The following is a 26,031-nucleotide window of genomic DNA, read 5'->3' on the forward strand; positions in this document are numbered from 1 at the left end:
CATGCCGGTTCCGATTCTCAAACAAGGGACGTATCTCATCGCGTCGGTGCAGTCCGCGCTGACCGACGCCGATACCGAACGCCTGCAGGACGACCTGATGAAACAGGTCAGCAAATACCGGGCTCACGGCATCATCGTCGATGTCACCGCGATCGACGTGATGGATTCGTTCGCCGCGAGATCGTTGCGTACCATCGCGCACATGACGCAGCTGCGCGGCGCCGAAACGGTGATCGTCGGTCTGCAACCGGAAGTCGCGTTCGCCATGGTGCAGCTCGGTCTCACCTTCGAGGACATGCACACCGCCCTCGATCTGGAAGAGGGACTCGCCTGGTTGGACCGCAAGATCCCAGCCCGTCGCCAGCGAGACGGTCGTGACAGTGGCCGCTGAGAACGTGGTGATCGCGGTCAGGGTGTCCGGGGACATCGTGACCGCACGTCAAGCCGGACGCGAACTGGCAGCGAAACTCGGATTCACCCTGACCGACCGCACGATGATCTCCACGGCGATCTCCGAGATCGCCCGCAACATCACCAGTTACGCGGGCAGCGGCGAGATCCGACTGCTCGTCGACGACCGGGAGGGTCGTCAAGCCCTGGTGGTGCAGGCCGAGGATCAAGGGCCCGGCATCATCGATATCGCCAGGGCACTGGAGGACGGCTACTCCACCGGACGCGGGCTCGGGCTGGGTCTGCCCGGCGCCCGGCGGCTCATGGACCGGCTGACCGTGGATTCGGCGCCGGGTCGCGGCACGCTGGTGGAGATGTGGAAGTGGGTACCGAACGGTGCATGAGGACGGGTTCATCGGCCGGATCGAGTGGGCGGTGGCCGGACGCGCGCTGCCCGGTCAGCAGGTCTCCGGTGACCGCGGCGTCGTCCTCGACGCCGGTGGCGGCACCGTCCTGTTCGCGGTCCTCGACGGGCTCGGGCACGGCGCCGCCGCGGCGGACGCGGCCGATCGCGCCGCGCGGGTGCTGTCGGAGAACCGCGCCGAACCGCTGGACGTGCTGATGGTGCTGTGCCACCGGGCGATGGCCGACACGCGGGGGGCGGCGATCTCGCTGGCCCTGTTCGACGAAGGCGACACGGTGCGCTGGCTCGGCGTCGGCAATGTCGAATCCCAGGTGCTGACCGCGGGTCCGGCGGGCAGCCTGCGGGTGCACGCCACCGTCCTGCTGACCGCTGGCATCGTCGGCTACCGTCTTCCGGCCAACCTCCAGCCGCAGTCGGTCGCGGTCCGTCCCGGTGACCTGCTGCTGATGTCCACCGACGGCATCGTCACCGAGTCCGCTTCCGCCATCGATCTTTCCAAGTCCACCGCCGAGATCACCGCCGAGATGCTGGCCCGGCATGCCAAGGACACCGACGACGCACTGGTGCTCGCCGCGCGGCACCGCGGCGCGGGAGGGGCGGCCAGATGAGCGCCCTGCTGGCCGACTTCCTGGACGACTACGCCGACGCGCTACGGCGGCACATGGATTCGCCGACCCAGGCCGGTCTCGCCGAGGGATACGAGCTGGGCAGGCGCGCCCTGGTCGAAGGCATCAGCCTGCTCGACCTCACCGAGAACCACTTCCGCGTGGTCCAGGACGCGGAGGAACAGCGGCAGAAGCAGGCCGCCACCGAGGGCGGCGAACCCGCGGCACGCCTGCCGGAGACCGCGCTGGAATTCCTGTTGCAGACCCTGGTTCCGCTCGACATCGCCACCCGCGGCTATCTCGACGGCACCCGCCGCTACGAGCAGCAGCGTTCCCGCGCCGACGATCTCGCCGGACGCGACGCGTTCCGCACCGCGCTGGTGGAATCGCTGCAGGACGGCTTCTTCGTCGCCGACGCGCAGGGCACCATCATCGAGGTCAACACCGCTTTCGGCGCCCTGACCGGCTACGGCGCCGCGGGTGTCCCCTATCCGCTGCCGCATCCGTGGTCGAGCCCGGAGGGGCCGCGCTATCCCGATCTCGGTACCGAGGCACAGCGCTTCGTCATCCCCATCCGGCACCGCGACGGGCGCAACGTGTGGCTCGCGGTGAGCACCAGCGCCCTGATCAGGCCCGAGGGGAACGAGCGGATCTTCGTCGGCACCCTCCGCGACATCACCGCCGAGCACGACGCGCAGGCGCGCGACCAGGCGGCGTCCCGGCTCGCCACCGCCGTCGGCGCGGCCACCAGCGTGGTCGAGGTGCTCGCCGTCGGCCTCGACGAGCTGCGCCGCACGGTGGGCGCGGAAACCGCGGTGGTGGCCGTGTGGCCGAGCCGCAACGCGGTGCCGGAGGTGTACGTCTCCGGCACGGGCGCCGACAGCACGTCGCGCGACGGCGCCGCGTCCCTCGACGACGCCTCGCGTGCCCTGCTGGAGCGCGCCAGACGCAGGCCGCCCCGCAGCCTGCTCGCCCTTCCGGACGGAGCCGAGAGTTCCGAGGGCATCGTCGCTCCGCTCGGCGAGACCGGCGACGCGGCGGTGTGGTTGCGCTTCGCCGCGCCCCGGGCGATCAGCGCCGCGGACTGGACGCTGTTCTCCTTGCTGATCGGTCATCTCAGCCTCGCCGTGCAGCGGGCGCGCAACTTCGACCAGGCACGCGCCACCTCGCTGACCCTGCAGCGCGCCATGCTCGGCCCGATCGATCTGCCCCCGCGTTTCTCGGTGCACTACGAGCCCGCGCTCCCGCCGCTGGAGATCGGCGGCGACTGGTACGACGTGGTGCCGCTGCGCGACGGCACCATCGGCGTGGTGGTCGGCGACTGCGTCGGCCGTGGATTGTCGGCCGCGGTCGTGATGGGCCAGTTGCGGACCGCCGCCCGTGCGCTGCTGCTGCGCGGCGCGGGACCGGCGCAGCTGCTCGCCGAACTCGATACCGTCGCCGCGCGCATCCCCGGCGCCATGTGCACCACCGTCTGCGCCGCCGTGCTCGACCCGGTGCGCGGTCTGGTCCGCTACAGCAGCGCGGGGCATATGCCGCCGATCCTCGCCGACGTCGCCACGACCGGGCGGCTGCTGGAAGGCGGACGCTCGGTGCCGCTGGCGACCTTCGACACGCCCCGCCGACCGGAGGCCACCACGGCGCTGACCCCGGGCTCGACCTTGGTGCTGTTCACCGACGGTTTGGTCGAACAGCGCGGCGTCGACATCGACGACGGGTTCGCCAAGATCGCCGCGGTGCTCGCCGACACCTCGGGGCGGCTGCCGCGGGAAGTGGCCGACGCGGTGCTCTCGCGCCTGCGGCCGTCCGCCGGTTACGACGACGACGTCGCCATGGTGGTCTACCGCCAGCCGCCCGCGCCGCTGCGGCTGGAAGTGCCGGCGCGCGCGGACGAACTCGCGGTGCTGCGCCGCACGCTGAAGGGATGGCTGGCCGCCGCGGCGGTGCCGCACGACCTGGCCGCCGATCTGGTCGCCGCGGCCAACGAGGCGTGCAGCAACAGCATCGAGCACGCCTACCGCAACGACGACAACGGCCGGGTGCGGATGTCTGCCACCTGTGACATCGACACCGTCGTCATCGTGGTCACCGACACCGGCGACTGGAAGCCACGGGCATCCGATCCCGGATATCGCGGCCGCGGTATCGACATGATGCGCGCGCTGACCGAGGAACTCGACATCGACCACTCCGAAGCGGGCACGACCGTGCGGATGTCGGTGACGCTGCCCGCGATCACCTTCCCGGTCGCCAACCCGTTGCGCGGAACGAACCGCCGCGTCTGACCATTCGCCCCGTGGTGAGCGCAGCGGCGGGCCGGACTCCGTAGATCCGGTATTGCATGCCCCGATAGGGGTTCCCCGATTCCGCCCACTCGCTGACGATCATGCCGAACGCGCCGTCGAACCTGCTGTCGGGGTGGACATAACACCCATACAGGCGCGGCACGATATCCGGACCGCCCGGCGCCCAGAACGACCCCTTCACCGGACGATAGGTCCAGGCTGTGCGCCAGTTGTCGGTGATTCTCGCGGCCACCTTGACGAAGGCTCCGTAGGCACCGGCGTCGAACCCCGACATCACCCAATTCCCTTGGATGCGCCGCAATCCGATCTCGCCGAGCTTCGTGCCATCGGCCAGGATGCCGAAGCGCGGATCGCTGCCGGGATCGCGGCCCCAGCCCCAGTCCTGTCCGTTCCAGCCCCATCCTTGCCAGGCCGCCGGATCGATCAGCGCGGCATGGGTTTCGCGCACACGCCACAGCAGCATGTTCTTGTTCCTGGCCAGCCCGCCGGTGGAGATGACGTAGACGTAGCCGTCGCCACCGCGTTCCCAGGAGATCATCGTGCGTTTTCCGCCGTAGGCGCTGGTCGACCACCGGACGCCGGTATCGGTCCAGCTCTCGCCGTTGTCGTCGGACCAGCGGATCTCGCACCACCGCTCGTTCGCCAGTCCTTGGGTGACCATCACCCACAGATAGATCCGGCTGCCGATCGTGATGGCGTCGCACGGCAGCACCGTGGAGTACTGCGGATTGTCGTGCACGTAGTCCCAGAGCTGCCTGGCATCCCGCGCCGCCGACCGGAATTCGATCGGTCCGGACAGGTCGTGGGTGTCGCTGCGCAACAGCATCGGCGCACGCCAGTTGGGGCCGCCCACTGCGGGTTCGGTGCCGGAGAAGGTGTCACCGAGCAGGTATCCGATCTCACCGCTCGGCATGCGGAAGGGGATGAACAGATCCGAGCCGCCGATGTCGGCCATCGGGAGGGGGTTCAGGTTCTTGATCTTGGGCATCGCCGGATCCTGTCGATTCTGGAGCGTCTCCGATGGATCGGCTCGTAGGGATCGCCGCGAGGTGCGCACGGTTACCTCATCAGTATCGGCTGCCGATGGCTGTGACGTTGCTGAATCGGGCGGACGAAGGTGCCCGAGAATGCGGAAACCGACTGCGCAGCTTGTGTTTCGGCAGCTCGATTCGATATCGGGACGCGCGCCTGCGGTGACCGAGACCGGTTGCGGTCCCCGCTTCGGATGTGCGCGGTGTTCGCCAGTGCTCGGGAATGTGCGGGATCAGCCTCCGTTCGCACGAGTCGATCCACTGCGGAGCGGCTGCCGTCGACACCCCGGGTGACGTGCGTGCGCACCGGCGCCGCGGTGTGACTCCGGGCCGGCCCGGCCACCCGGTGGCCCCTGCCGGGTTTGGGCGGCCCACCAGCGGGTAAGCCGCGCACTGCCATACCGGACCAGCTCACCCAGCGATCGGACGGAACGCATGTCCGAAAAAGACACTGCCGACGCGCGACAGCCCGCCCGTGATCCCGGGGACGCCGGACACAGTGGCGACATCGCGCAACCCCACGGCACCGACGAAGCCGGTCCGATCGTCGCCGCCGAGGCCGAAGCCGCCCGCGCGCGCAGTGCGGAATTCCCGCTCGGCCGACCGGGGCGCCCCTTCGACCGGCGCTCGCCGTTCATGGTTGGGATGACCGGAGCCGCCGGCGTCGCGGTGACCTACGCCGCCATCCGCACCGTGCTCGCCGCAGGCCAGACACTGATCCTGATCGTGGTGGCGTTGTTCCTGGCCATCGGCATGGAGCCGTTGGTGTCCCGGCTGGTGCGACCACGGTTCCCGCGCTGGGCCGCGGTGACCACCGTCTACCTGGTCGGGGTCGGCCTGTTCGCCGGCTTCCTCGCCGCGGCGATACCACCGTTGCTCACGCAGGGCGAAGCGCTCGCGCACAACGCTCCCGATTACGTCACGCACCTCGCCGACCGCTATCCCTACATCGCCAGCCTCGACCAGCGCTTCCACCTGCAGGACCGGCTGCGGCACACGCTCGAATCGGACTCCTCCGGGCTGACCACCGGGGTGCTGGACGCCGGACGCGCGGTGTTCTCCATCGTCAGCAGCACGATCATCGTCGCGGTGCTGACCGCCTACTTCATGGCGAATTTCACCCGGGTGCGCGCTTCGGTCTACCGGCTCTTCCCCCGCTCCCGGCGCCCGCGCGCGATCCTGATCGGCGACGAGATCTTCGCCAAGGTGGGCGGCTACATCCTGGGCAACCTGGTCATCTCGCTGATCACCGCCGTCCTGACCGGCATCTGGCTGCTCTTCTTCGACGTCCCCTACCCGCTGCTGCTGGCGGTGCTGGTGGCGGTGCTCGACCTGATCCCGATCGTCGGTTCGACGCTCGCCGGGGTGATCGTCGCGCTGGTCGCGTTGACCGTCTCCTTGCCGGTCGCGGTGGCGACCGTCGTGTTCTTCATCGCGTTGCGCCTGGTCGAGGACTACGTGCTGGTGCCACGCATCATCGGCCGCGCGGTGCACGTGCCCGCGCTGGTGACCGTGGTGGCGGTGCTGCTCGGGGGCGCGCTGCTCGGGATCATCGGGGCCTTGCTGGCCATCCCCGTCGCCGCGGCCGTTCTGCTGATCATGCGCGAGACCGTGCTGCCCTCGCTCGACGAGCGATGAGGACCGGTTCGGCCGGTTCGTGTCCGCGACGCGCCGGTATCACCGTGTCCGGCGAAGCATGCGGATGACGGCGCTGTCGATGATCGCCCGCTCCGCGTCCGGGGATCCGGCCCGGCGCGCGCGCCGCAGCGCCGCGGCGACGGTCGTGCCGTTCTCGAAGGCGGTGACCACCCGTGGATCGACGTAGGACGCCTGGGCGACGGCAGGAGTGTTGCCGAGCGCGGCGGCGACCTCGTCCATGACCTCCCGCACCGCACGCCTGCGCGCGCGGTGGTTCGACGGCCGCTCGATCGCTCCGAACGCGGCCGCGGCGAGGACGGTCGCCTGCCAGGTGCGCAGGTCCTTGACGCTGCACTCACAGGCGGCCAGCTCCTGGAAGCGCGCGTTGATGTCGTCGGCGCGCAGTTCGCCGTAGCGGTCGCCGTCGCGGTACACCAAGAGCCGATCGGAGTCCGCCTTGCTGCGCAGCAGGGACCGAACGGCCTTGGCCAGCAAGGGGTCTCGCACGCTCACTCGGCGCCGGATACCGCCCTTGGCGACGTAGTCGAACCGCATCTGTTCCCCCGACACCCGGACCTGCTCGCGCAGCAACGTCGCGACGCCACGGGTGCCGTTCTCCTCGGCGTATTCCTCGCCCCCGACCCGGAACACCCCGCGATCCACCAGATCGATGGCCACCGCCTCCACTCGCCGCCGCGCCAGGCCACGCAGGGCGAGATCCTCCCCCACCTGCGCGCGGACCTGCGGCAGACGCCCGGCCAGCGCCAGGACCCGGTCGAACTTCTCCTCGTCTCGCTCCTTGCGCCACTGCTCGTGGTAGAGGTACTGGCGCCGGCCCGCGGCGTCGACGCCGACCGCTTGGATGTGACCGTTGTCGTGCTGGCAGATCCACACCTTCCGCCAGGCCGGCGGAATCGCCAACCCTCGAATGCGCTCCAGCGTCGCGTCGTCCACGGGTTCGCCGCCCACCGTGCGATAACCGAATCCGCGTCCGCGCCGGACGCGTTGCAGGCCGCCGTCATACGGTCGGCTACGGCGCAATCGCATGCTCACATCAGATAGCTGCCCTGTCCTGGACGGACGAAACAGTCCGCGGCGCCAGGTCCCGGCAGGACGACCTGGCGCGGCCCGTGTCCGCTGCCGATCCGTTCGGCCGGACCGGCTACGGGGCCGGTGGGACGAAAGGCTGATTGACCGTGGTGAAGTACTGCACCAAGGCGGCGACGGCGATCGGCGCGGTGACGAAGAGCTGACCGGCGAGCGTGCCCAGAGCGCCGACGGCCAGGATGCCGCCCAGACAGCCGACGGCGGCGGCCGGGATGAACGGGCCGAACATGCCGACGATCGTCGCGGCCGCGACGGTCGCGCCCGCGATGCCGCCGAGCACGCAGCCGACCAGGCCGCCGCCGAGACCGCCGACGACGGTGCCGATCGCCGCGCCCGTCGCGATGGTGTCCTTCAGCCGGGTGAACGCCGCGACCTCACGCTCGTACGGGGTTCGCCAGCGCGCCGAGTCCTCGAAGGGAAGGGCGACCGGGCGGTACTGGGCGTGCTCGACGTCGAACAACGGTGTCAGCGTCGCGGTCCGGTCACCGATGTCGGCCGCGATCGGGAAAACGAAGTCGTCGACGCGGAATTCCAGCGGCGTGCCCGCGAGGACGGTGCCGTCGTCCGCCGCGACCGCGAACACTCCGTTCTCGGCCCGCACCGAGCCGGAGTCGATCCGGACGACCACGCTCTCGGCGGAGGTGGTGGCGGTGTAGTTGACCACCTGCGCACCGGCTGTCCCCGGCGCTGCGACGGCGTTTCCGGCCGAGCCGCAGGCCAGAGCGACGGCGAGGGTGGATATCGTGGCGATCTCGCGCAGAACCATGTCCGTCAGTCCTGCTTCACCGTGCCCAGGACGGCCCCGCTGTTCGCGTCGACCGTCACCTCGTGCTCGATGCCGTCGGGTGTCCTGAGTTCGACCTCCCACACCGCCGTCGTCCCCTCCGCATCGAGTTCCGCGGAGACCACGGCGCCGCCGGGCACGGCTTCGCGCGCCTTGTCCACGGCTTGCTGCCTGCTGATCGCGGGAGCCGCGGTGAGCGCGAGGTCGTGGTCGGAGAGGTACGCGGCGACAGCGTTCCGGTCGGGCGAGTGCGGCCCGGTGGCGGCGTACAGCGCCACCGGTCCGCCGACGAGCAGCCCGGCGACAGCGGCCGCCGCGAGCAACCCGCGCCGACGGCGAAACGCACGGCCGACAGTGGACTTCATGGTGAAACCTCCTGCAAGAGTCGTGATCTCGAAGACGAGGATCACCTTCGCAGGACGTGGCTTAAGGCAGCCTGAAGCGACCTGAAAATCATTTCAGGAACACGTTTTCCCGTCATCGTCGGGCTCGCGGCGTTAAGGTCGGTCACGGGTCGGGGTTTCCGGGGGTTCTCGCATTCGTCTCCGTCGGTCAGTCCCGACGCTGCCCGCGCCGGCTGTGCCCGCTGCTCAGCCGTCGCCGAGGCGCGAGGGTGGGTGCGCTCGATCCCCTCCGAATGCACCCACCTTCCCGAACCGCCGCGCCGACCGGCCCGGTGCACTCATTCGGCGACGAATTCCGCCTCGCGTTCCACCGCCTCGATGGTTCGCCGCGGCACCTGGATGGGACCGGGAGTGTAGGTGATCGCACGCAGCGCGCCGGTGTAGCGGAACGTGCCGCGGCGTTCGCGCAGTTCCCACGCCACCGGGCCGCGGGCGTCCACGCCGACGGAGATCCCGGTCCACGGCGACATGCCGACCAACTGGACTCGATCGACCAGCCGCGCGACCTGGGCGCCGTCGACCTCGACGGCGAAATCCCACCGCAGCCGGGGCCGCACCGTGGCGCGCACGGTGATGTGCCGCGTGCCGACCGCGAGCGTGGGGGTGGGCGTGGTGACGCTGTCGTAACGGCCGTAGCTGTTGACCCCGAACGTCACCCGGCCGTCTTCGATGTAGAGCAGATAGCCGCCCAGCGGGTCACCGTGCGCGACGAGAACTCCTTCGTCGCCGGAGACGTACCCGGCGAGTTCGGCTTCGATCACGAAGTCCCGGTAGGCGATCAGCCGCTGTGAGCGGTACCGCTCCAGTGTCGGCGTGCCCGGCAGCAGGCGGACGGGTGCGGAGAATCTGTCCTCCTCCGGTCGCCGCCGCGCCAGATCCTCGCGCGTGACCAGCGGGAAGACGGTATTGGCCCAGGCGGATTCGTCCCATGCCGCGGCCAGTTCCGCGACCTTCTCCGGAAATCGCTCGGCGACGTCGTGCAGCTCCGTCGGATCGGTGCGAACGTCGAACAGCTGCCAGCGCGGCTGGTCGATGTCGGTCCCCGGCTCGTACAGCGACAGCAGTTTCCACCCGTCGCGATAGAAGCCGCGGTTGCCGACCATCTCCGAGTACTGCTCGGTGTGCTCGGACGCCGCCCGCGGGTCACGCAGCGTTCGCACGGCCGAGACCCCGTCGAACTCCTTGGCCCGCAGACCGTGGCGAACGGTCGGCCGCCGCAATCCGGCCAGCTCCAGCAACGTCGGCGCGAGATCGGTGACGTAGGTGTACTCGTGCCGGATGCCGTTGTCGCCCGCGCCGCGCGGCAGCCCCTTGGGCCAGGAGATCACGAACGGCACGCGGACGCCGCCCGCGAAGGTCTGGCCCTTGTAGAAGCGGAACGGCGTATTGGACGCCTGACCCCACCCGCGCGGATAGTGGACGCCCAGCTTCGCGGTGCCGATCAGTTTCTCGTCGTGCGGTACGTCGCCGATCCAGTCCGGATCGGTGATGTGGGCGAACTCCGCGAAGTAGGTGCGGGTGCCTTCCGGCCCGCCCTCGGCGGTGCCACCGTTGTCGGAGGTGAACACGATGATGGTGTTGTCGAGCTCGCCGAGTTGCTCGAGTGTGTCGACCAGGCGTCCCAGGCTCTGATCAATGCTGTCCACCATGCCCGCGTACACCTCCATGTAGCGGGCGAATCGCCGCTGCTGCGCGGGAGTCAGCGAATCCCATTCCGCCGCTTCGTAACCCGGCTCGGTATTGCGCGGTTTCTGCTGGGTGCCCGCCGGAAAGAGGCCCTGCGCCAGTTGCTGGGCGAACCGGCTCCTGCGCAGGTCGTCCCATCCCTTCGCGTAGCGGCCGTGGTATTTGGCCAGGTCCGCCGGCTTGGCCTGGAGGGGACCGTGCATGGCGACGTGCGCGAAGTACAGGAAGAACGGCTTGGCGGCGTCGTGCGCGCGCAGATCCTTGATGTAGGCGATGGCCTTGTCGGTCAGATCGTCGGTGAGGTAGTAGCCCTCCGGATACTCCTCGATATCGATGACCGAGGAGTCCGATACCAGCTGATTCGGGTAGTAGAAGGAGTTGAGGCCCTCCAGCGAACCGTAGTAGCGGTCGAAGCCGCGCTGGGTCGGCCAGGAATCCCGGTGGGCGGCCGGGTTCATCGTGGCGTCGCGCACCAGGTGCCATTTGCCGACCGCGTACGTGGCGTACCCGTTGCCGCGCAGCATCTCCGGCAACGTCAGCACGTCGTCCGCCAGTTCCAGCCGCAGACCCGGATACCCGGGATCGGCGTTGGCGACGAAGCCGAATCCGGCGCGGTGGGCGTTGATCCCGGTCAGCAGCGACGCACGCGACGGCGAGCACAGCGGGGTGGTGTGGTAGTTGGTCAGCCGGAGGCCGGTGGCGGCCAGACGGTCCAGCGTGGGTGTCTCGATCTCGGAGCCGAACGGGCCGATGTCGCTGTAGCCCATGTCATCGATCAGCACCACGACGATGTTCGGAGCGCCCTCGGGGGCGGTGGGCGGGTAGCGCCAATCCGGTGTCGAATCGGCCGTGGTGCGGCCGACCGAGCCGCCGAAGTCTTCGTAGCCGCGAGCATGGGGTGGAACAGGCATTGGTGCAGTCAAAGCCACGTTCGCGCCGGTCACCATTCTTTCGCGCAGCGTGCGCCCAACGGATGACCGGGTGATCCGGTGTTGCTACCTTCGCTGCCGGCTGTGGGCCGCGCCGGCCGGCGGACGCGCCTGGGCTGTGCTGCGATGCAACGCGGCGACCAAGTCGGCGACGTCCGCCGCATCCGGTGTATAGCCGGGGAAGTAGCAGCACACCTCCTCGATCCCCGTGCCGAAGCGGGCCCGGATCTGTGCCGCGCACTCTTCCGGTGTGCCCGCCACTCCGATCGTGCGCACCATCTCCTCGGTGACCGATGCGCGCATCTCGGCGAAACCGCCGGTCTTGGACAGGGCGTTGAGCCTGGGGTGCAGCGCCGCCCATCCCTCGACTTCGAGGACGGGACGATACGCGGGCGTGGACCCGTAGAAGGCGATCAACGAGCCCACTCCGCCCATCGCGGCGGCCAGCGCCTGCTCGGTGCGGCCCACCGCGATCATGACCTGAGCGATCACCGGGAACTCCGCCGCGCCGCGCCCGGCCCGGCGCAGGCCCTCGGCGACGGCGGGGAGTGTGCGCTCGGTGAAATGGCGCGCGCTGTTGAACGGCATCACCAGCAGCCCGTCGGCGACCTGCGCGGCCTTGCGGGTCATCACCGGTCCGAGCGCGCCCATCAGCACCGGCGGCGGCCCGAACGGGTTCGGTCCCGGATCGAAGGTGGGCGGCATCAGGGTGTGCGTGTAGTACTTGCCGCGAAAATTCAATGGGCCCTGCCCCTCCCACGCGGCGAGGATCGCCTTCACCGCCGCCACGCTCTCCGCGGTGCGCTCCGCGGGCGCGCCCCAACTGCTGCCGTAGCGCTTCTCGACATGGGCGCGGATCTGCGAGCCGAGGCCGAGCCGGAACCGCCCCTCGCTGTAGACCCGCAAGTCGTAGGCCGCGTGCGCCAGATGCATCGGGCTGCGCGGCCCGGCGATCGCCACGTTCGTCATCAGTTCCATGGCTGTCGCACCGGCCGCGACGACGAGCGGGAAGAACACGTCGTGCGGGCCCTCGAAAGTGAACAGGCCGTCGGCCCCGGTCTCCGCCAACGCGCGCGCCTCGGACGCGACCGCACGCGGCGCTCCCGTGACCTGCAAATGGACCTTCACTTCGACCTCCGCCGGTCATCGGTGCGCCACGTCTTCCGCGACACGACGACCCCATCGTATGGACAGCACTCCGTGCATGTGTCCAGTCCGCCGGAATCGCCTGGAGAGCGGTGCGCCGCAGGGTGTTTCACGACAGCACCGTCGGCGGCGGAGATCTCCACGGGGACGTCAGGTACCCGAGCGCGATTTCTCGCGCACGGTGATGACGACCACGAGGTCGCCATAGGGAGCCGCGCCCATGGCCAGCCGGTGGCTGAGGTGTGCCAAGCCGAGCCATCGTCCGTATTTGGTGTGCATGCCGGTTCGCACGTGGTCGATCAGCGGCCCCGTCCGGACCAATTCGGCGGTGCCCTGATGCTGCCGAGAACCCAGAGCCGGTTCCCCTCGCCAGTCTCCGGCCTGCACGATGACCCGCTGCTCGCGGGCCAGGTGCCGCGCCTCGCGCGAATGCGACGAGATCCGAATGGCCAGACGCCCGTGGTCGAGCGGTAACACCAAGTGCGGCACGGTGTTCCAGCGCCCCGTCGCCTCCGGCCGCGGGTAGGTCACCCGCACGGTTCTCGCATCCCACCACAGCATCCCCGGATGCCATTCGCTGGGCCGATCCGGCACGTCGATGACGTGATGCGCCGCGGCGAGCCTGCTGTGCCGTCGCGGGGTGTAGCCGTGGAGTCTTCGGCCGAGTGAGGAGCCGCCGTGCACGGGATATGCCATCGCGTGGGAACCTCCGGGACAGGGGGTGGATGCGGGATGTCGATCCGATCTGGCGTACTGCGATCGCGCCGGGACGCTGTCGCAGATTCCGTGTACCACCAGGCTCTACCCGGTGCAACGACATCCTCGTGTCGTCGCGCGATGGAAAGCGAATCGTCACGCGCCGCGCCGGGCCGGGAAGGCGCCGCGACCGTCGGCGGCGGACCGGCGCGCACGAATCGCGTTCACGACGGCGAACAGCACTCCGATGCCGAGGAGGACGCCACCCCGCAACCACACCTCCCCGTCGATCCGGGTGAACAGGAACAGACAGGAAGCCAGACCCAGCCACGGCACGACGAGGGGCACGCGGAAATGCTCGGCCCCGCCGGGCTCGCGCCGCAGGAGCAGCACCGAGATGTTGACCGCGGTGAAAACGCAAAGGAGCAACAACACCAACGTCTCGGCGAGGGAGGCCACCTCTCCGGTCAGTGCGAGCGCCAACGACACCGCAGCGGTCACGGCGATCGCCACCCATGGCGTTCTGCGGCCCGGCAGGATCCGGCCCAGCGCCCGCGGCAGCAGCCCCTCGCGCGCCATGCCGTAGGCCAGCCGCGAGGACATGATGCCGGTCAGCAGTGCCCCGTTCGCGACGGCCACCAGGGCGACCACGGCGAACAGCTCGTCCGGGACGCCACCGGCCACGCGCACCACCTCCAGCAGCGGGCCGCTGGAGTTCGCCAGCCGGTCGGTGGGGACCACCGCACCGGCCGCGAACCCGATCAGCAGGTACACGCCACCGGCGGTGAGGAGCGCACCGAAGAGGGCACGCGGATAGGACCTGCGCGGGTCGGCGACCTCCTCCGCCAGATTCACCGAGGTCTCGAAGCCGACGAAGGAATAGAAGGCCAGCACCGCGCCCGCGAGGGTCGCGCCGACGACGCCGTGCTCCGCGGTCCCCACCTCGGCGAGCCGGGCCGGTTCGGCGTCACCCCGGACGATCACCCACGCACCGAGCCCGATCACCAGGACCAGGCCGCCGAGTTCGACCAGGGTCGCGGCCACGTTGGCGCCGAGCGACTCCTTGATGCCGTACACGTTGAGCAACGCCAACGCGCCGAGGAACACGACCACCACCGGCGTGGTCGGCAGCGTCACCAAGGCGCGCAGGTAGTCCGAGGCGAACGCCCTGCTCAGCGCGGCCACCGACACGACGCCGGCCGCGAGCATGCAGAAGCCGACGAGCGATCCAGCGGCCGACCCGAGCGCGCGGCCCGCGTAGTGCGCCGAGCCGCCAGCTCTGGGGTACCTCGTCGCCAGCTCGGCGTAGGAACCGGCGGTGAGGCAGGCCAGAGCGAGGGCCACCAGCAGCGGCAACCAGATCGCACCGCCGGACTCCCGCGCGATGTTCCCGACCAGCACGTAGACACCCGCGCCCAGGATGTCGCCGAGGATGAAGAAGTACAGCAGGGGCGTGCTCACCGCCCGTCGCAAAGTATCCGCCACAGGGCGGCGGATACCCGCGTCGTCGGCGCTGAAGCCCGCGCCAGACCCCCGCGGCTGTGACACTCCTGCGTCGCGTCACTCCTGGTGAGGCGGTTCACGCCAGGTGGTGGCGCATACCGTCTACGCGGCGGGGAATGCCAGAACGAGTGATAGACAATGCTCCATCCGGGGCCGCACCCACGGTCCCGGTCACCAAGAGAACGGGGAGTTTCCAGTTCTGGTTCGCCGATCAACGCTGGGAATGGTCGGACGAGGTCGCGGCTCTGCACGGGTACGCGCCGGGTGAGGTGACACCCACCACGGAACTACTCCTGGCACACAAACATCCGGACGACCGGGCCGAGGTCGCCGACACCCTGGCGATGGCGGTGCGGACCGGACTGCCGTTCAGTGGCCGCCACCGCATCATCGATGCCGCGGGCGTCATGCACCATGTGCTGGTGGTGGGAGATCAGATGCGGGACGCCACCGGCGCGGTGGTCGGCACGACGGGCTACTACATCGACGTCACCGACACCGTCGACGAGCAGCGCCAGGAGATCATCGACGCCACCCTGCCGGAAATGGTCGCCGCCCGCGACGTGATCGAGCAGGCGAAGGGCGCCTTGATGCTGGTGTACAGCATTTCGGCCGATCAGGCGTTCCGTGTGCTCACCTGGCGGTCGCAGGAGACGAACCGCAAGTTGCGCGTGCTGGCCGAGGAGCTGGTGGCCGCGCTGGCCGATTTCGGCGGCGCGGATGTGCAGACCCGCACCCGCTTCGACCACTTGCTGCTCACCGCGCACGAACGTCCCGCCTCCGGCCGCCGGTGACCCGAACGCGTCCGATCCGGTCGGCTCGGCCGGACCGGATGCCGTGGAAGCCTCGACGCCAGATGACCTCATCGAGGTGAATGCCGCGATCGCCGGTCATGGGCCCGCGGTCCTGCTGCCGCACGGGTTCCCGCACCTGGCGATTGTGCGGGCACATCATCCCGCTGCACGCGCCGACAGAACTGGTGTCGTTGCTCGGCGATTTTCTCGCCGACGACCACACGGCCGCGTGACGGAAAAGGGCGCACCAACCAACCGAGCCCCGAACCGGGCTACATCGGTTCGGGGCTCGCTCGGGGGTATTCGCGCCTATCCACCGATCGCTCGGTAGTTTGACCAGACGAATGTACCGGGGCGCCCCCGGTATCGCCAAACCCGGGTTCTCATATGAGGTTCTTCTGCTTGCGGATTCGCCGGCGCAGATCGGTCATCAGCGCGTGTGATCCGCCGTGCCGGACGAAGCGCGGAATGAACCGGTTGACGAAGGAAACGAAGACGAACAGGTTCTCGAAACGCCGCTGGTCGGCGGCGGTCCACTCCACCCGGAGCTGTTCCCGGAAAATCGGAGCCAAGAATCCGATGGTGAGGAATCGCAGCAGGTTGCGGAAAGGCAGCCGCAGATACCAGTGGATCATCCGCAGATTCAGCAGGCTCTCGAGATAGCCGCGGACGTAGTCGTCCAGCACGACCTGCTCGCACGCGGTGTTCCAATACTTGTCGAATTCCGCGCGGGTGGCGGGCCACATATCCTCCGTGACCTGCAGGGTGGTGCCGAGAGTCGAGGACGAGGTGTAGAAGGCTTCGGCCTGCTCGTCGTTCATTCTCCCGTGCAGCAGCTGGTAGGTGTCCTCGAAACCGATGTAAAGGCAGGCGGCGACCCACAGTTGGAGGTTGCGGTCGAAGGCGTTGTACTTCACGGCGGCTCCGGGAGCCGAATGCACCTGCCGGTGGGCCACATTCACCGCTTCGCGATATGCCGCGCGCTCTTCGTCGGTGCCGAGGATGGCGACCGCGAGATATTGCGTTGTCGTACGCGCCCGTTTCCACGGGTGCTTCATCAGCGATCCGGACTCCACCTTGCTTTCGGCCACGCCGTAGCCGACGCCGGGCCGGGCCATCTGCATGACGACGTTCGCCGCGGCGCCGGCGAAGGACCAGAAATCCAGCGCGTCGGTGAGTTTGATCGGCCGCTTGGTATACGGCCGATGCGTGACGCTGATACCGATGCGGGTGCGATCCTTCGTCAGCGGCACACTGTGGTCGCGCTCGGAGTGATGAGCGACTGCGGTCATCGGGATGTCCTTCCATCTGCGTTCACACGTCGCGTGACCAGGCGAACCAGTCGCGCCGACGTCAGCAGGACGCCGCCGAACACCAGCCCGGCGGCGGAGAGCACGACGAGGAACTCGAACACGGTCAGCTCCGCGCCGAGCACCCGGCTGACGATCGATGGGCCGGATCCGACCGTGTCGGGGCGTCCCACGGACGCCGAAGCCGAGGCGCGCCCGACTCCGGCGCGTTCCCACTTCGGCCGTTGCTCCGCGAGAACGTCGGCGCGCATCGGACTCTCCTGCGTTCGATGACCCGAACCGGCCATCTCCTATTTATGTTACTGATCATTCTAACTCTCACCGAGGCAGTTGCGCAATAAAACTGCACTTTGATATGCATCTTTACACTGCGCTTTGACTATATGTGTATCGTTGTTTCAGTCTTCTCACGCTGGGTTCCGCATCATTTCTGCACCCTCGGCGGCTGTGTCGCCGTATCGAACAGGGTGACCTGCATCAGTCGCGCCACGGCATCCTCCGGACAGCCGCGCCCGCCGTCCCCCAGCGCCCTGCCGAGGTCGACGACCAGACCGAAGGCGGCGTGCACGAGAATGCGCGCTTGCGCTTCCGACAGCTCGGGGCGGACGGCGACCAGCAGTCGCCCCCACTCCGCCACCGACAGACGCTGGATGTTGCGCAACACGACCCGGTCTTCGGCCGGGACGTGCGAGAACTCCGTGTAGTAGACGAACGTAAGCTCCCGCTCGGCGAAAGAGCCAGCGACGTAGAGCGTGATCAACTCGGTCAGCGCCTCGAAGGGAGTGGCCGCGGACGCGATGGCGGGACCGATGGCGTCGGCCACCCGGTCGGCGGCGCGCCGGAAGGCGGCGGTCAACAGGTCGCTCTTGCTGCGGTAGTAGCGGTAGACCGCGGACGCGGCGGTCAGATCCGCCGCGGCGGCGATGTCCTCGACGCTGACGTTCGGGTATCCGCGCTCATGGAACAGTTCCACGGCTCTCGCCAGCAACAATTGATGCTTGAAAGGCGTGGGCGGGTCCGGCGGCGGCGGAGCGGCGGAGGACTCGGCGCAGGCGGGCAGCGCGGCGTGCACGGCCGTCCAGCAGGCGGAGGCCAGCAGGGCCGCGAGGGATTTCGTCGGCAGGGCGGCGTGGTGATCACCGATGCTGCTGACGATGCTGAGTATCGCCACCGCCCGGACGAATTCGTCGCGCTTGCTCAACCCTGGGCGCACCGCACCGATCAGCCGGCGCAGCGCGGTGATCGAGGTCGCGAACTGATCGGTGAGAGTTTCACCGTCCTCGTCGTCCAGATAGCGGCCTTCCCAGCGCGCCAAGGTAACCGTCGGCCGATTGGTGACGGCCTGGGCGATCAGGGCGTCGATGACGGATCGCAATCGAGCGTCGGCACTCCAGCTCTCGGCTTGCGCGGGGAGCGTCACCGCGTCGACGGTCGCCTGACCCAAGCGCAGCAGCTCCGCGCGGAACAGCGAGTACTTGCTGGGGTAATGGCGATACAGCGCCGCGGAGCTGATCCCGACCTTGGCCGCGATCTCCTCCATGCTCACGCCGTGATACCCGAGGGCGCCGAACGCGGCCGCGGACGTGGCCGCGATCTGCGCGCGCCGGTTGCGCGGGCGTCGGCGCACCACCCGTTCCGGACCGGGCTCGGCCGATCCGGATCTGGCGCTCGTCACGACACCCGCGTCAAGGTTGCGTCGGTAACGCCAACGGCGAGTTGACCTTGTTCACCAACCACCGGTCCCCCACCTTCTCCAGACGCATCACCATCGACAACTGCCCCGGCGCGGGCTTGCCCTTGGTGCCCAGACTGGTGATGGTCTGGCCGATGATCACGATCGCTTCGGCGGAGTGCTCGTCACCGGCGCGAATCGCGCACTGCACGTCGCGCGTGGCCGACGTGACCTGGCCTTCACCGAGGACGGTACGCAGCTCCGTGCTGGTGGATTCGAACTGCTTCTTCCAGTCACCGGTGGCGCCGTCACTGACCGCGGCGAAGTAGGGGTCGAGATTCTTCGAGTCGTAGTTGGCCAGGATGGGCGCGTAGCGGCAGGCCGCCGCGCGCGCGTCCTCCTGCGCCGCCAGCAGATTCTCGCTGTCGCGGCTCTGGACGTACCAGTAACCGGCCGCGGCCACCGACACACCCACGAGGACGGCCGCCGCCGAACGCACGAGGATCGGACCGGGACGCCGGATGGGCAGACGGCGCAGCGTGCGCCACCGGCCACCGGAGGCCGCCGTGCCCGGCTCGCCGGGGACGGAGCCGCCGTCCGCGGCCGGCGTCGTTTCGCCGGAGGCCGCTTTCTCCGGCTCGACGACCTCGGCGTCCACTTTCTTTGGGGGCGATTCGGTTTCGGCGACCGGATCGACGTCTTCACTCTTCATCGGGAATCTCCTAGTTGCCGGGCACCGGGCGGGACAGTTCGTCGCCACGGACGCCCGGGGGCGGGGCGGCGCCGTTGTCCGGAACGGCGGGTCGTGGCGCGTTCGCCGAACCGCGCACCTGCAAGGCCGGATCGCTGGTGACGCAGTAGTTGTAGAGCCGGACCCTGGTGTCGGTCATCTTGTCGGTGGGCACCACGGGGATGGTGTCGTATTCGCAGGTGGGGCGCGGCCAGATGTCGACCAGCGTGTAGAAGGCGTTGTCGTGGGCGGGTATGCCCAGCGCCTCCGAACCGACCCGCAGCGCGGGGAACAGCGCCGCGATCGCCGGGGCGCGCAGCTTGGCCGCCTTGGTGATCGCGACGAAGTTCGTCACCAGATTCGTGATGGGGTCCTCGGTCCGCGACACGAAGCCGCCGAGGGTGCCGAGCTGAGCGGGCCCTTCGTCCAGGAGGTGGCGTACTTCCAGGTCCGCCGCGGTCAGCTGCTCGAACAGCACGCCGCCCGTGCGCGTGAGTGTCGCGAGATCCGGTTGCGCGTGCGAGGTGGTCTCGGCGATCACTTCCAGGTTCTCGATCAGCTGCCGGGTCTGCGGCAGCAGATCGGACAGCCCCGCCATGGCGCGGCTGATGCCCGACACCATGTTGCGCAACTGGTCGGGGCCACCGGCCAGTGCTTTGTCGAGTTCGTCGACGATGACGTTCAACCGGTCCGGGTTCAAACCGCCGATGAAGCCGCTGAGATTGGTCAGCACCGACTGCACGGTCACCGGGACCGTCGTCTGGGAGCGTTCCACCAGCGCGCCGTCGGTGAGGTACGGGCCGGTGTCGGAATCCGGGCGGAAGTCGAGGTACTGCTCGCCCGCCGCCGACAACCGGCCGACGGCGACGGTGCCGCCCACCGGTATCTCGGCCGCGCCGTCGATCTCGGCCACGGCCGCGACGCCGCTGCCCGAGACCTTCACCTCGCGGACCTTGCCGACCCTGGTGCCGCGGAAGGTGACATCGTTGCCCGCCGCCAAGCCGCCGGAGGACTGCAACTCCACGGTCACCGTGTAGTCGTCGCGCAGCGGATCCAACCGCAGGACCTCGGCGCCGAGATAGGCCGCGCCGAGAACGAGCACCACGATCAGACCGAAATTCGCGACCGCGACGCGGCGACGCACCAGCCATCGCCACAAGGGGGGATTCATCGCTCTCCTCCTTGCTGCTGGGGTTGCTGCGGCGGACTGGTGACCCGGCCGATCACCTTCTCGATCACCTGCGCCAAGCTGCCGATGAACGCGGGCACGTCGCCGATCTCGGGCAGCCTGCTGCCGCTGGGATCGGTCAGGGCGCCGACACTGAGGTAGGACACCGTCGCCGCGACGGCGAGGGCGGGTCCGTCCAGGGAGGCCATCAGCGAGGGATAGATGGTGTGCAGCCCGTCCAGGGTCCCGTCCAGGTCGTCGCCCATCTGGGTGAACCCGGCCATCAACCGCTGGATGCTGTCGAACAGGCTGACCGCCTGCGGACCGGTCGTCTCGGTGAAGTCGCCGAGCGCGGTCATCGTGGTCGAGACCTTGTCGAGCAGGTCCACGATCGACTGGTTGTTCTCGGTGAGCATGGCCAGCAGCCCGGGGAAGGTGTCCGCGGCGTCGCCCAATTCCGCTTTGCGCCTGGACAATTCCCCGGTCAGCACGTTGAGCCCGGTCAGGACGCTGTCGATGTCGCCGGTGCGCTGGTTGAGCGCGGCGATGACATTGGTCAGTTCGCTGAGCAGGTGCGCCAGTTGCGGCGCCCGGCCTGCGAACATCGAGTCCATCTCGGAGGTGATCTTCGCGGCTTGGTTGATGCCGCCGCCGTTGATCAGCATCGAAACCGACATCATCAGCTGCTCGACGGATGCGGCGGCGGAGGTGTGCTCGGTGCCGATGACGTCACCGGCGCGCAGGTTCTCGCCGCCAGAGGTGGCAGCGGGCAGGGTCATCGCCACGAAGATGTCGCCGAGCGGCGTCGCCTGGCGCAGCTCCGCTGTGGTGCCCCTCGGCAGCTGGATGTCCTCCCTGATCAGCATCTCCACCTCAGCGATGAAGTTGGTCGTGCTGATCGCGGTGACGACGCCGATATCGGTTCCGCCGATCTTCACGTGCGCGTGATCGGGCAGATTGAGCGCGTCGCGGAAGGCCGCGCGAATGGTGTAGCCGGGAGCGCCGATACCCGGTTTGGGCATCGGCAGATTCGCCACCGTCACGCCGCAGCCGGTCGCGGTGCTCAGTGCCGCGACCAGCGCGGCCGCCACCGCGGTGCGTCGAAGCGGGTTCGTTCCGATCATTTCGAAATCCCCAGAAGTGCCGCGGTCAGGCCGAAGTCGGGCCCGAAGTCCTGGATCTTTCCGGTGCGGCAGCCGTCGAGGCGCATCTGGACGCGTTCGCAGAACTGCGAGACCACCTCGTTGTCGAGCAGGACCTTGTCGGTCAGCGCGTGCAGGCGCAGCGCTTGGTGTTCCCGGCTGACGGCGTTGGACAGATTCTCGAACAGCAACGGCCCGACGTCTACGATCTCGGTCAGGCCGCGGGCGTTGGCCCGCATCTGCTCGGTGATGGTCGTGAACCGCTCCAGCGCACCCGCGAGCTGATCGGAGTTCGCACCCACCAGCGTGGCGGTGTTGGTGACGAACTGGTCCAGTTGCCGCAGCACCGCTTGCAGACCGGGGGCCTGGTCGCCCATCAGCTGCACCAGTTCGGTGAGGCGGCCGCTGAAATCACGCACCGTCTGGTCGTTCTGGGCGATGATCTGCGTGATCTCGTTGAGTTTGATGATCGTGTTCGAGATCTGGTCCTTGTTGGCGAAGGTGACCTCGAACGCCGAGGACAACGCGTCCAAGGTCGCGCGCAGTCGGTCGCCGTTGCCGTCCAGGAGTGGGAACAGGACGCGGCTGGCCATCGGCCCGTCGCGGTCGTCGCCTTTGAGCGCGGCGCCGAGCTGGTCGAAGTTCTGCAGGATGCGGTCGAGTTCGACCGGTGTCCGCGTCCTGGCCAGCGGGATGTGGGTCCCGTCGGTGAGCAGTGGCCCGTCGCCGCTGTAGGCGGGCGCGAGTTCGACATGGCGATTGGTGATCAGCTGCGGCGACACCAGAGCGGCGATGGCATCGGCCGGAACCTCGGTGCCCTTATCCAGGCTCATGGTGACCTGGACGTAGCTGCCCTTGGCCGTCACCGTGTCGACCCGGCCGACCGGAACGCCGAGCACCGCGACCTCGTTGCCCGCGTACAGCCCGGCGACGTTCTCGAAGTCGGCGCTGATGCGGATGCGCTCGCCGAGATACTCCCTCCGCAGCGAGGTCAGGCTGTCCGGCACCAGCCCGCAGCTCGCGGTGACCAGCGCGGCCACGACCAGCACGCCGAGCTGCGCGAATCGTCGTGTTCTCATCAATTGCACCCCTGTACGGCTCGAGCGAAGCACAGCCAGTTGTCCGGGAAGAACCACGGCGCCCAGACGTCGCCGTAGGGCCCGTTGCCGACGGCGTTGTTGAACTGCCGCAAGGCGATCGGCATGTTCTCGTAGAGCCGGTCCAGATTCTCGCGGTTCTTGACCAATCCCTCCGACATGGTGTTCAGGTCGTGGATCAGCGGCGCGAGCCGGCCGTTGTTCTCCAGACCCATTTCCTGCAGCAACCGCGACAGGGCCGCGACATTGTCGAGCAACTGTTTCAGCAACTCCTGTCGTTTCTGAACGGCGTTGCCGATCGCCTCGCCGCGGGTGAGCAACAGCAGCACGCTGTTCTGGTTGTCGGAAACGAGCTGGGACACCTGGTCCATGCTCTTCAGCAGCGCGTCCACTTCGTCGCGGCGATCGGTGACGACCTTGGCCAGCGCGCCGATGCTGTCGAGCGCCTGCACCGCCAGCTGCGGGGAATCCCCCATCTGCTGATCGACCAGGTCCAGGGCCTGGCGAAGTTTCTGCGGATCGAGACGTTCGATGCGTTCGAAGGAGTTCTTGTACTTCGGGTCCTGGATGACCTTGCTCAGGTTGTACGGCACCGACGTGTTCTCGATGCGGATGCGGTTGCCGGGCAAGCCCTTTCCGTCTCCCGGCACCAAGTCCACATGCAGTCGGCCGAGGATCGTCGACATCTTGATGGCCGCACGCGCGTCGGGACCGAGACGCAGATCGCGGCGCACCTTCAGATCCACCACGACCTTCGTGCCTTCGAGCCGCACCGCGCGCACCGCGCCCACTTCGATCCCCGACACGTCGACTGTCGCGCCGGGGCGCAAGCCGGCGGCCTGCGCGAATTCGGCGTGGATCGTCTTGTCGCCCAGCCGGGCCTGGGTCAGGACACTGGATCCGATCAGCAGAGCGGCCACCGTCGCGGCGGCGATCAGGCCGAGCCGCAGATACCGGTTGCGCAGGAAGCCCGGCCACGGAATGCGCTTGATCACCGGCACACCTCCGAATGCGAGTTGCCGCCCACCTGCGAGAACAGGCCCGGAGGCAACACGACGCCCCATAGGGACACGTCGAGGCCGCACAGGTAGGCGTTTCCGTAGGCGCCGTTGCTGGTGAAGCGCGCGACGCCGTTGAGGACGGCGGGCAGTTCGACCGCCGCCCGGTCCAGGGACGCGCCGTTGAGCAGCAGCAACGCGACACCGGTGGTGGCGTCGTTCTGTGCCTTCGCCAATCCCGGCTTGACCTGCATGATCAGCTGGGTCAGGGAGTCGGTCGTGTGCGCGACCGTGTCCACCGAACGCTTGAGGCTCTCGCCCTGCGAGTAGAGCGCCTCGACCAGAGCCCTCGCCTGGGTGAGCAGGGTCTCCAACTCCTCGCTGCGATTGGCCAGGCCGCTGATCACCGAGCTGAGATTGGTCAGCACCTCCCCCAGGATCTTGTCCCGCTGCCCGAAGGTGCCCGCCAGATCGGCGGCCTGGGTGATGAGGCTGCTGAGCGACACCTGATTGCCCTGCAGGGCCTGGATCAACGTCTCGGACAGCGAATTGACCTGATCGGGCTGCAACACGCTGAACAGCGGCTCGAACCCGGACAACAGCGCGGACACGTCGAACGACGGCTCGGTGCGCTCCAGCGGGATCCGCGCGCCCGCCGCGACGACGGTGCCCGCGTCCTTGCCCGGCGCCAGGGCGATATAGCGCTGTCCGATCAGATTCTGGTAGCGCACCAGCGCTTTCGTCGTCGTGGTCAGATGCTGACGCGCATCGATGCGGAACTCGACCTCGGCGCGGTAGCCATCGGTGAAATCGATCTTGTCCACGCGACCGACCCGCACGCCCGCCATGCGCACGTCGTCGCCGACGCGCAGCCCGAGCACATCGGAGAAGACCGCCGAATAACGCTGGGTGTCCCCCGCGACCGACCGCTGCAACGTGGACCAGATGGTGACGGTGAGCGCGATCGCCACCACCGCGAACAGGCTGAATCCCGCCAGCGCTTTGCCTGATCTCATCGGAGGGATCCTCCTCGGTCGGCCTCGTTCACGGTGACCGATCCGCCCGCGAGCACCGGGCTCAGCAGCAGATACTGGGCCACGGTCGGCCGCGCGCCGACGATCGCCGCGACCGCGTCCGGTCCGCGCAACGCGATCGGCCGCGCCGCGGCTCCCGGACTTTCCGGTCCCGGCTCGGCGGGCGCCGCGGGGCCGGGCGCAGGCGAAAGACCCGGGATGGACGGCAGGCCCGGAATGAACGGCAGACCCGGTATCGCGGGCAGGCCCGGCAGCACCAGCCCCATGGCGCCCAGCGGCGCCGGCGCGACCGTCGCGGGCGCGGGTCCCGCGGCGTCGAGCCACTTCGGCATCAGCTGCGGCGGATAGTTCTGCTCCGGCGCCACCTCCGGCACCGTGGCCCCGCCACAGCGGGGGCCGTACTGGTCGCCGTAGTGCGGGCAGTCCTTCGCGGTGTACTGCTGGAACGGCGTGAACGACACATCCATCTTCCACACCATCTGTTTGGACGGGCCGAAGTGGAACGTGGTCGCCAGCCGTCGCAGCGCCACGTTCAGATTCGCCGCGGTGTACGGGATGGCCTCGGGATCCTTGGCCAAGCCGCCGAACAGACCGTCCAAGCCCGAGACGAGGAACTTGCCCGCGTCGGGGTTACGGGCGAACAGCGCGTTGACCGAGTCGACCGTCGCGTTGCCGGTGGCCAGCAGGTCGACGAGCTTCGACCGTCGTTCGGCCAGCGTTCGGGCGGTGGTCACCGACTCCGAGAGGACCCCGACCAATTCGGGAGCCGACTGGCTCAACGCGATCGATGCCCGCCCGAGATCGCCGAGCAGTGCGTCGATGCCCGGCGTCGCCCGTATCTCGGTCAGCCAGTTGTCCAGGCGCTCCACCGTCGAGCCCGGCACGCGCGCCGCGGGATCCAGCGCCGCCGCGAGCGTGGCCAGTACCCGGCCCAGCTTCTCGGGCTGGATCTTCTCGAGCACGTCGCGCAGCACGTTCAAGGTCGTCTGCAACGCCACCGTCTCGCTGCTGGTGTCCTCCTGGATGGTGGCGCCAGCGCGCAACGTCCTCGGCTCCTGGCCGTTGTCGACGAATTCGATCGCCGTGACGCCGAACAGGTTGTTCGGGATGACCCTGGCGGTCACGTTCACCGGGATCGTCTCGGCGATACCGGGTTTCAGATCGACGCGCGCCCGCTGGCTGGCGCCTCTCGCCACCACGTCCACCGCGGCGACGCGGCCGACGACCATGCCGCGGAATTTGACGTCCGCCCGGCCGGGCAAGCCGTCGCCGGTGCTGGTGAGCACCACGGTCACCGGGACTTTGTCCTCGAAGTAGCCGGTGTAGCGCAGCGCGAGCAGATACAGCAGGACCGCGACCGTCGTCAGCACCGCCAACCCGGCGAGGGTCAACTGCTTCGCGGTCGGTCCGCGACCACTGGGGTCAAGAATCATCGTC

The 26,031-nt window shown here is 68.8% G+C and carries 25 protein-coding genes; 7 read left to right on the forward strand and 18 right to left on the reverse strand.

What is annotated here, in order from left to right; translation table 11 throughout:
- The first annotated feature begins 1 nt into the window (after position 1).
- The 4 genes from NB3_RS12615 to NB3_RS12630 are packed head-to-tail and all read left to right on the forward strand — an operon-like array spanning position 2 to position 3,704.
- Positions 2–391: an STAS domain-containing protein gene (locus tag NB3_RS12615; protein ID WP_039798459.1), complete on the forward strand. Its 390-nt coding sequence runs from the start codon at positions 2–4 to the stop codon at positions 389–391.
- Positions 381–794, forward strand: coding sequence for an ATP-binding protein (locus tag NB3_RS12620; protein WP_051020806.1), 414 nt, complete (start codon positions 381–383; stop codon positions 792–794). The genes NB3_RS12615 and NB3_RS12620 overlap by 11 nt, the downstream gene beginning before the upstream one ends.
- Positions 787–1,422, forward strand: a complete 636-nt coding sequence (locus NB3_RS12625; protein WP_067801445.1) for a SpoIIE family protein phosphatase — start codon at positions 787–789, stop codon at positions 1,420–1,422. The genes NB3_RS12620 and NB3_RS12625 overlap by 8 nt, the downstream gene beginning before the upstream one ends.
- Entirely contained in the window at positions 1,419–3,704 is a 2,286-nt protein-coding gene (locus tag NB3_RS12630; protein ID WP_067801448.1) for a SpoIIE family protein phosphatase, read from the forward strand. Before NB3_RS12625 ends, NB3_RS12630 begins: the two co-directional genes overlap by 4 nt.
- On the opposite strand, the gene NB3_RS12635 is transcribed toward NB3_RS12630, so the two are convergent.
- Positions 3,655–4,713 carry a DUF4185 domain-containing protein gene (locus tag NB3_RS12635; protein ID WP_084486181.1) on the reverse strand — a complete coding sequence of 353 codons (1,059 nt, stop codon included), beginning with the start codon at positions 4,711–4,713 and terminating at the stop codon, positions 3,655–3,657. The genes NB3_RS12630 and NB3_RS12635 overlap by 50 nt on opposite strands.
- Before the next feature lie 478 nt (positions 4,714–5,191).
- Between NB3_RS12635 and NB3_RS12640 the strand changes: the two genes are divergently transcribed.
- Entirely contained in the window at positions 5,192–6,394 is a 1,203-nt protein-coding gene (locus NB3_RS12640) for an AI-2E family transporter (RefSeq protein WP_084486182.1), read from the forward strand.
- Positions 6,395–6,433: 39 nt separating this feature from the next.
- On the opposite strand, the gene NB3_RS12645 is transcribed toward NB3_RS12640, so the two are convergent.
- From NB3_RS12645 to NB3_RS12675, 7 genes are all read right to left on the reverse strand, one after another.
- On the reverse strand, positions 6,434–7,441 hold the full coding sequence (locus tag NB3_RS12645; protein ID WP_067801451.1) for a DNA topoisomerase IB: 1,008 nt from the start codon (positions 7,439–7,441) through the stop codon (positions 6,434–6,436).
- Positions 7,442–7,556: 115 nt separating this feature from the next.
- A complete protein-coding gene (locus NB3_RS12650) occupies positions 7,557–8,267 on the reverse strand; it encodes a DUF8020 domain-containing protein (protein WP_067801453.1) in 711 nt (236 codons plus the stop codon).
- A gap of 5 nt (positions 8,268–8,272) precedes the next feature.
- Positions 8,273–8,650, reverse strand: coding sequence for a PepSY domain-containing protein (locus NB3_RS12655; RefSeq protein ID WP_067801456.1), 378 nt, complete (start codon positions 8,648–8,650; stop codon positions 8,273–8,275).
- A 317-nt stretch (positions 8,651–8,967) separates the two neighbouring features.
- Positions 8,968–11,286, reverse strand: coding sequence for an arylsulfatase (locus NB3_RS12660; RefSeq protein ID WP_067801460.1), 2,319 nt, complete (start codon positions 11,284–11,286; stop codon positions 8,968–8,970).
- An 84-nt stretch (positions 11,287–11,370) separates the two neighbouring features.
- Positions 11,371–12,432 carry a TIGR03617 family F420-dependent LLM class oxidoreductase gene (locus NB3_RS12665; RefSeq protein ID WP_067801463.1) on the reverse strand — a complete coding sequence of 354 codons (1,062 nt, stop codon included), beginning with the start codon at positions 12,430–12,432 and terminating at the stop codon, positions 11,371–11,373.
- Positions 12,433–12,600: 168 nt separating this feature from the next.
- Positions 12,601–13,146, reverse strand: coding sequence for a hypothetical protein (locus NB3_RS12670; RefSeq protein ID WP_067801467.1), 546 nt, complete (start codon positions 13,144–13,146; stop codon positions 12,601–12,603).
- Between the two features lie 156 nt (positions 13,147–13,302).
- Positions 13,303–14,607 (reverse strand): APC family permease, encoded by a 1,305-nt coding sequence (locus tag NB3_RS12675; RefSeq protein WP_244891883.1) that lies wholly within the window; start codon positions 14,605–14,607, stop codon positions 13,303–13,305.
- 158 nt (positions 14,608–14,765) lie between these two features.
- Between NB3_RS12675 and NB3_RS12680 the strand changes: the two genes are divergently transcribed.
- Together NB3_RS12680 and NB3_RS35010 are read left to right on the forward strand one after the other, a co-directional pair.
- Complete coding sequence (locus NB3_RS12680) at positions 14,766–15,443, forward strand: PAS and ANTAR domain-containing protein (protein ID WP_067801469.1); 678 nt, start codon at positions 14,766–14,768, stop codon at positions 15,441–15,443.
- An 80-nt stretch (positions 15,444–15,523) separates the two neighbouring features.
- Positions 15,524–15,676: a hypothetical protein gene (locus NB3_RS35010; RefSeq protein WP_157111775.1), complete on the forward strand. Its 153-nt coding sequence runs from the start codon at positions 15,524–15,526 to the stop codon at positions 15,674–15,676.
- A gap of 150 nt (positions 15,677–15,826) precedes the next feature.
- Here NB3_RS35010 and NB3_RS12685 read toward each other — a convergent pair whose 3' ends face one another.
- From NB3_RS12685 to NB3_RS12730, 10 genes are all read right to left on the reverse strand, one after another.
- Positions 15,827–16,735, reverse strand: coding sequence for an oxygenase MpaB family protein (locus NB3_RS12685; RefSeq protein ID WP_067801472.1), 909 nt, complete (start codon positions 16,733–16,735; stop codon positions 15,827–15,829).
- Complete coding sequence (locus NB3_RS12690; protein WP_067801476.1) at positions 16,732–17,004, reverse strand: hypothetical protein; 273 nt, start codon at positions 17,002–17,004, stop codon at positions 16,732–16,734. Before NB3_RS12690 ends, NB3_RS12685 begins: the two co-directional genes overlap by 4 nt.
- Before the next feature lie 173 nt (positions 17,005–17,177).
- Entirely contained in the window at positions 17,178–18,428 is a 1,251-nt protein-coding gene (locus tag NB3_RS12695; RefSeq protein ID WP_067801479.1) for a TetR/AcrR family transcriptional regulator, read from the reverse strand.
- A 10-nt stretch (positions 18,429–18,438) separates the two neighbouring features.
- Positions 18,439–19,137: a hypothetical protein gene (locus NB3_RS12700; protein WP_067801482.1), complete on the reverse strand. Its 699-nt coding sequence runs from the start codon at positions 19,135–19,137 to the stop codon at positions 18,439–18,441.
- Between the two features lie 10 nt (positions 19,138–19,147).
- Positions 19,148–20,326, reverse strand: a complete 1,179-nt coding sequence (locus NB3_RS12705) for an MCE family protein (RefSeq protein WP_067801484.1) — start codon at positions 20,324–20,326, stop codon at positions 19,148–19,150.
- Positions 20,323–21,447, reverse strand: coding sequence for an MCE family protein (locus NB3_RS12710; RefSeq protein ID WP_067801487.1), 1,125 nt, complete (start codon positions 21,445–21,447; stop codon positions 20,323–20,325). The genes NB3_RS12705 and NB3_RS12710 overlap by 4 nt, the downstream gene beginning before the upstream one ends.
- Positions 21,444–22,544, reverse strand: coding sequence for an MCE family protein (locus NB3_RS12715; RefSeq protein WP_067801490.1), 1,101 nt, complete (start codon positions 22,542–22,544; stop codon positions 21,444–21,446). Before NB3_RS12715 ends, NB3_RS12710 begins: the two co-directional genes overlap by 4 nt.
- On the reverse strand, positions 22,544–23,557 hold the full coding sequence (locus NB3_RS12720) for an MlaD family protein (protein WP_371855901.1): 1,014 nt from the start codon (positions 23,555–23,557) through the stop codon (positions 22,544–22,546). Before NB3_RS12720 ends, NB3_RS12715 begins: the two co-directional genes overlap by 1 nt.
- Complete coding sequence (locus NB3_RS12725; protein ID WP_067801497.1) at positions 23,554–24,576, reverse strand: MlaD family protein; 1,023 nt, start codon at positions 24,574–24,576, stop codon at positions 23,554–23,556. Before NB3_RS12725 ends, NB3_RS12720 begins: the two co-directional genes overlap by 4 nt.
- Complete coding sequence (locus NB3_RS12730) at positions 24,573–26,027, reverse strand: MlaD family protein (RefSeq protein WP_067801499.1); 1,455 nt, start codon at positions 26,025–26,027, stop codon at positions 24,573–24,575. Before NB3_RS12730 ends, NB3_RS12725 begins: the two co-directional genes overlap by 4 nt.
- Between the last annotated feature and the right edge of the window lie 4 nt (positions 26,028–26,031).

The sequence above is a fragment of the Nocardia beijingensis NBRC 16342 genome (assembly GCF_001612785.1).
GTDB classification, from domain to species: Bacteria; Actinomycetota; Actinomycetes; order Mycobacteriales; family Mycobacteriaceae; genus Nocardia; species Nocardia beijingensis.

Excerpts from the sequence above, each read along its gene's own strand:
- NB3_RS12615 (WP_039798459.1), top strand. The coding sequence starts at position 2 with ATGCCGGTTCCGATTCTCAAACAAGGGACGTATCTCATCGCGTCGGTG.
- NB3_RS12630 (WP_067801448.1), top strand. The coding sequence starts at position 1,419 with ATGAGCGCCCTGCTGGCCGACTTCCTGGACGACTACGCCGACGCGCTA.
- NB3_RS12635 (WP_084486181.1), bottom strand. The coding sequence starts at position 4,713 with ATGCCCAAGATCAAGAACCTGAACCCCCTCCCGATGGCCGACATCGGC.
- NB3_RS12640 (WP_084486182.1), top strand. The coding sequence starts at position 5,192 with ATGTCCGAAAAAGACACTGCCGACGCGCGACAGCCCGCCCGTGATCCC.
- NB3_RS12645 (WP_067801451.1), bottom strand. The coding sequence starts at position 7,441 with ATGCGATTGCGCCGTAGCCGACCGTATGACGGCGGCCTGCAACGCGTC.
- NB3_RS12650 (WP_067801453.1), bottom strand. The coding sequence starts at position 8,267 with ATGGTTCTGCGCGAGATCGCCACGATATCCACCCTCGCCGTCGCTCTG.
- NB3_RS12655 (WP_067801456.1), bottom strand. The coding sequence starts at position 8,650 with ATGAAGTCCACTGTCGGCCGTGCGTTTCGCCGTCGGCGCGGGTTGCTC.
- NB3_RS12660 (WP_067801460.1), bottom strand. The coding sequence starts at position 11,286 with ATGCCTGTTCCACCCCATGCTCGCGGCTACGAAGACTTCGGCGGCTCG.
- NB3_RS12670 (WP_067801467.1), bottom strand. The coding sequence starts at position 13,146 with ATGGCATATCCCGTGCACGGCGGCTCCTCACTCGGCCGAAGACTCCAC.
- NB3_RS12680 (WP_067801469.1), top strand. The coding sequence starts at position 14,766 with ATGCCAGAACGAGTGATAGACAATGCTCCATCCGGGGCCGCACCCACG.
- NB3_RS35010 (WP_157111775.1), top strand. The coding sequence starts at position 15,524 with ATGCCGCGATCGCCGGTCATGGGCCCGCGGTCCTGCTGCCGCACGGGT.
- NB3_RS12685 (WP_067801472.1), bottom strand. The coding sequence starts at position 16,735 with ATGACCGCAGTCGCTCATCACTCCGAGCGCGACCACAGTGTGCCGCTG.
- NB3_RS12690 (WP_067801476.1), bottom strand. The coding sequence starts at position 17,004 with ATGCGCGCCGACGTTCTCGCGGAGCAACGGCCGAAGTGGGAACGCGCC.
- NB3_RS12700 (WP_067801482.1), bottom strand. The coding sequence starts at position 19,137 with ATGAAGAGTGAAGACGTCGATCCGGTCGCCGAAACCGAATCGCCCCCA.
- NB3_RS12705 (WP_067801484.1), bottom strand. The coding sequence starts at position 20,326 with ATGAATCCCCCCTTGTGGCGATGGCTGGTGCGTCGCCGCGTCGCGGTC.
- NB3_RS12710 (WP_067801487.1), bottom strand. The coding sequence starts at position 21,447 with ATGATCGGAACGAACCCGCTTCGACGCACCGCGGTGGCGGCCGCGCTG.
- NB3_RS12715 (WP_067801490.1), bottom strand. The coding sequence starts at position 22,544 with ATGAGAACACGACGATTCGCGCAGCTCGGCGTGCTGGTCGTGGCCGCG.
- NB3_RS12725 (WP_067801497.1), bottom strand. The coding sequence starts at position 24,576 with ATGAGATCAGGCAAAGCGCTGGCGGGATTCAGCCTGTTCGCGGTGGTG.
- NB3_RS12730 (WP_067801499.1), bottom strand. The coding sequence starts at position 26,027 with ATGATTCTTGACCCCAGTGGTCGCGGACCGACCGCGAAGCAGTTGACC.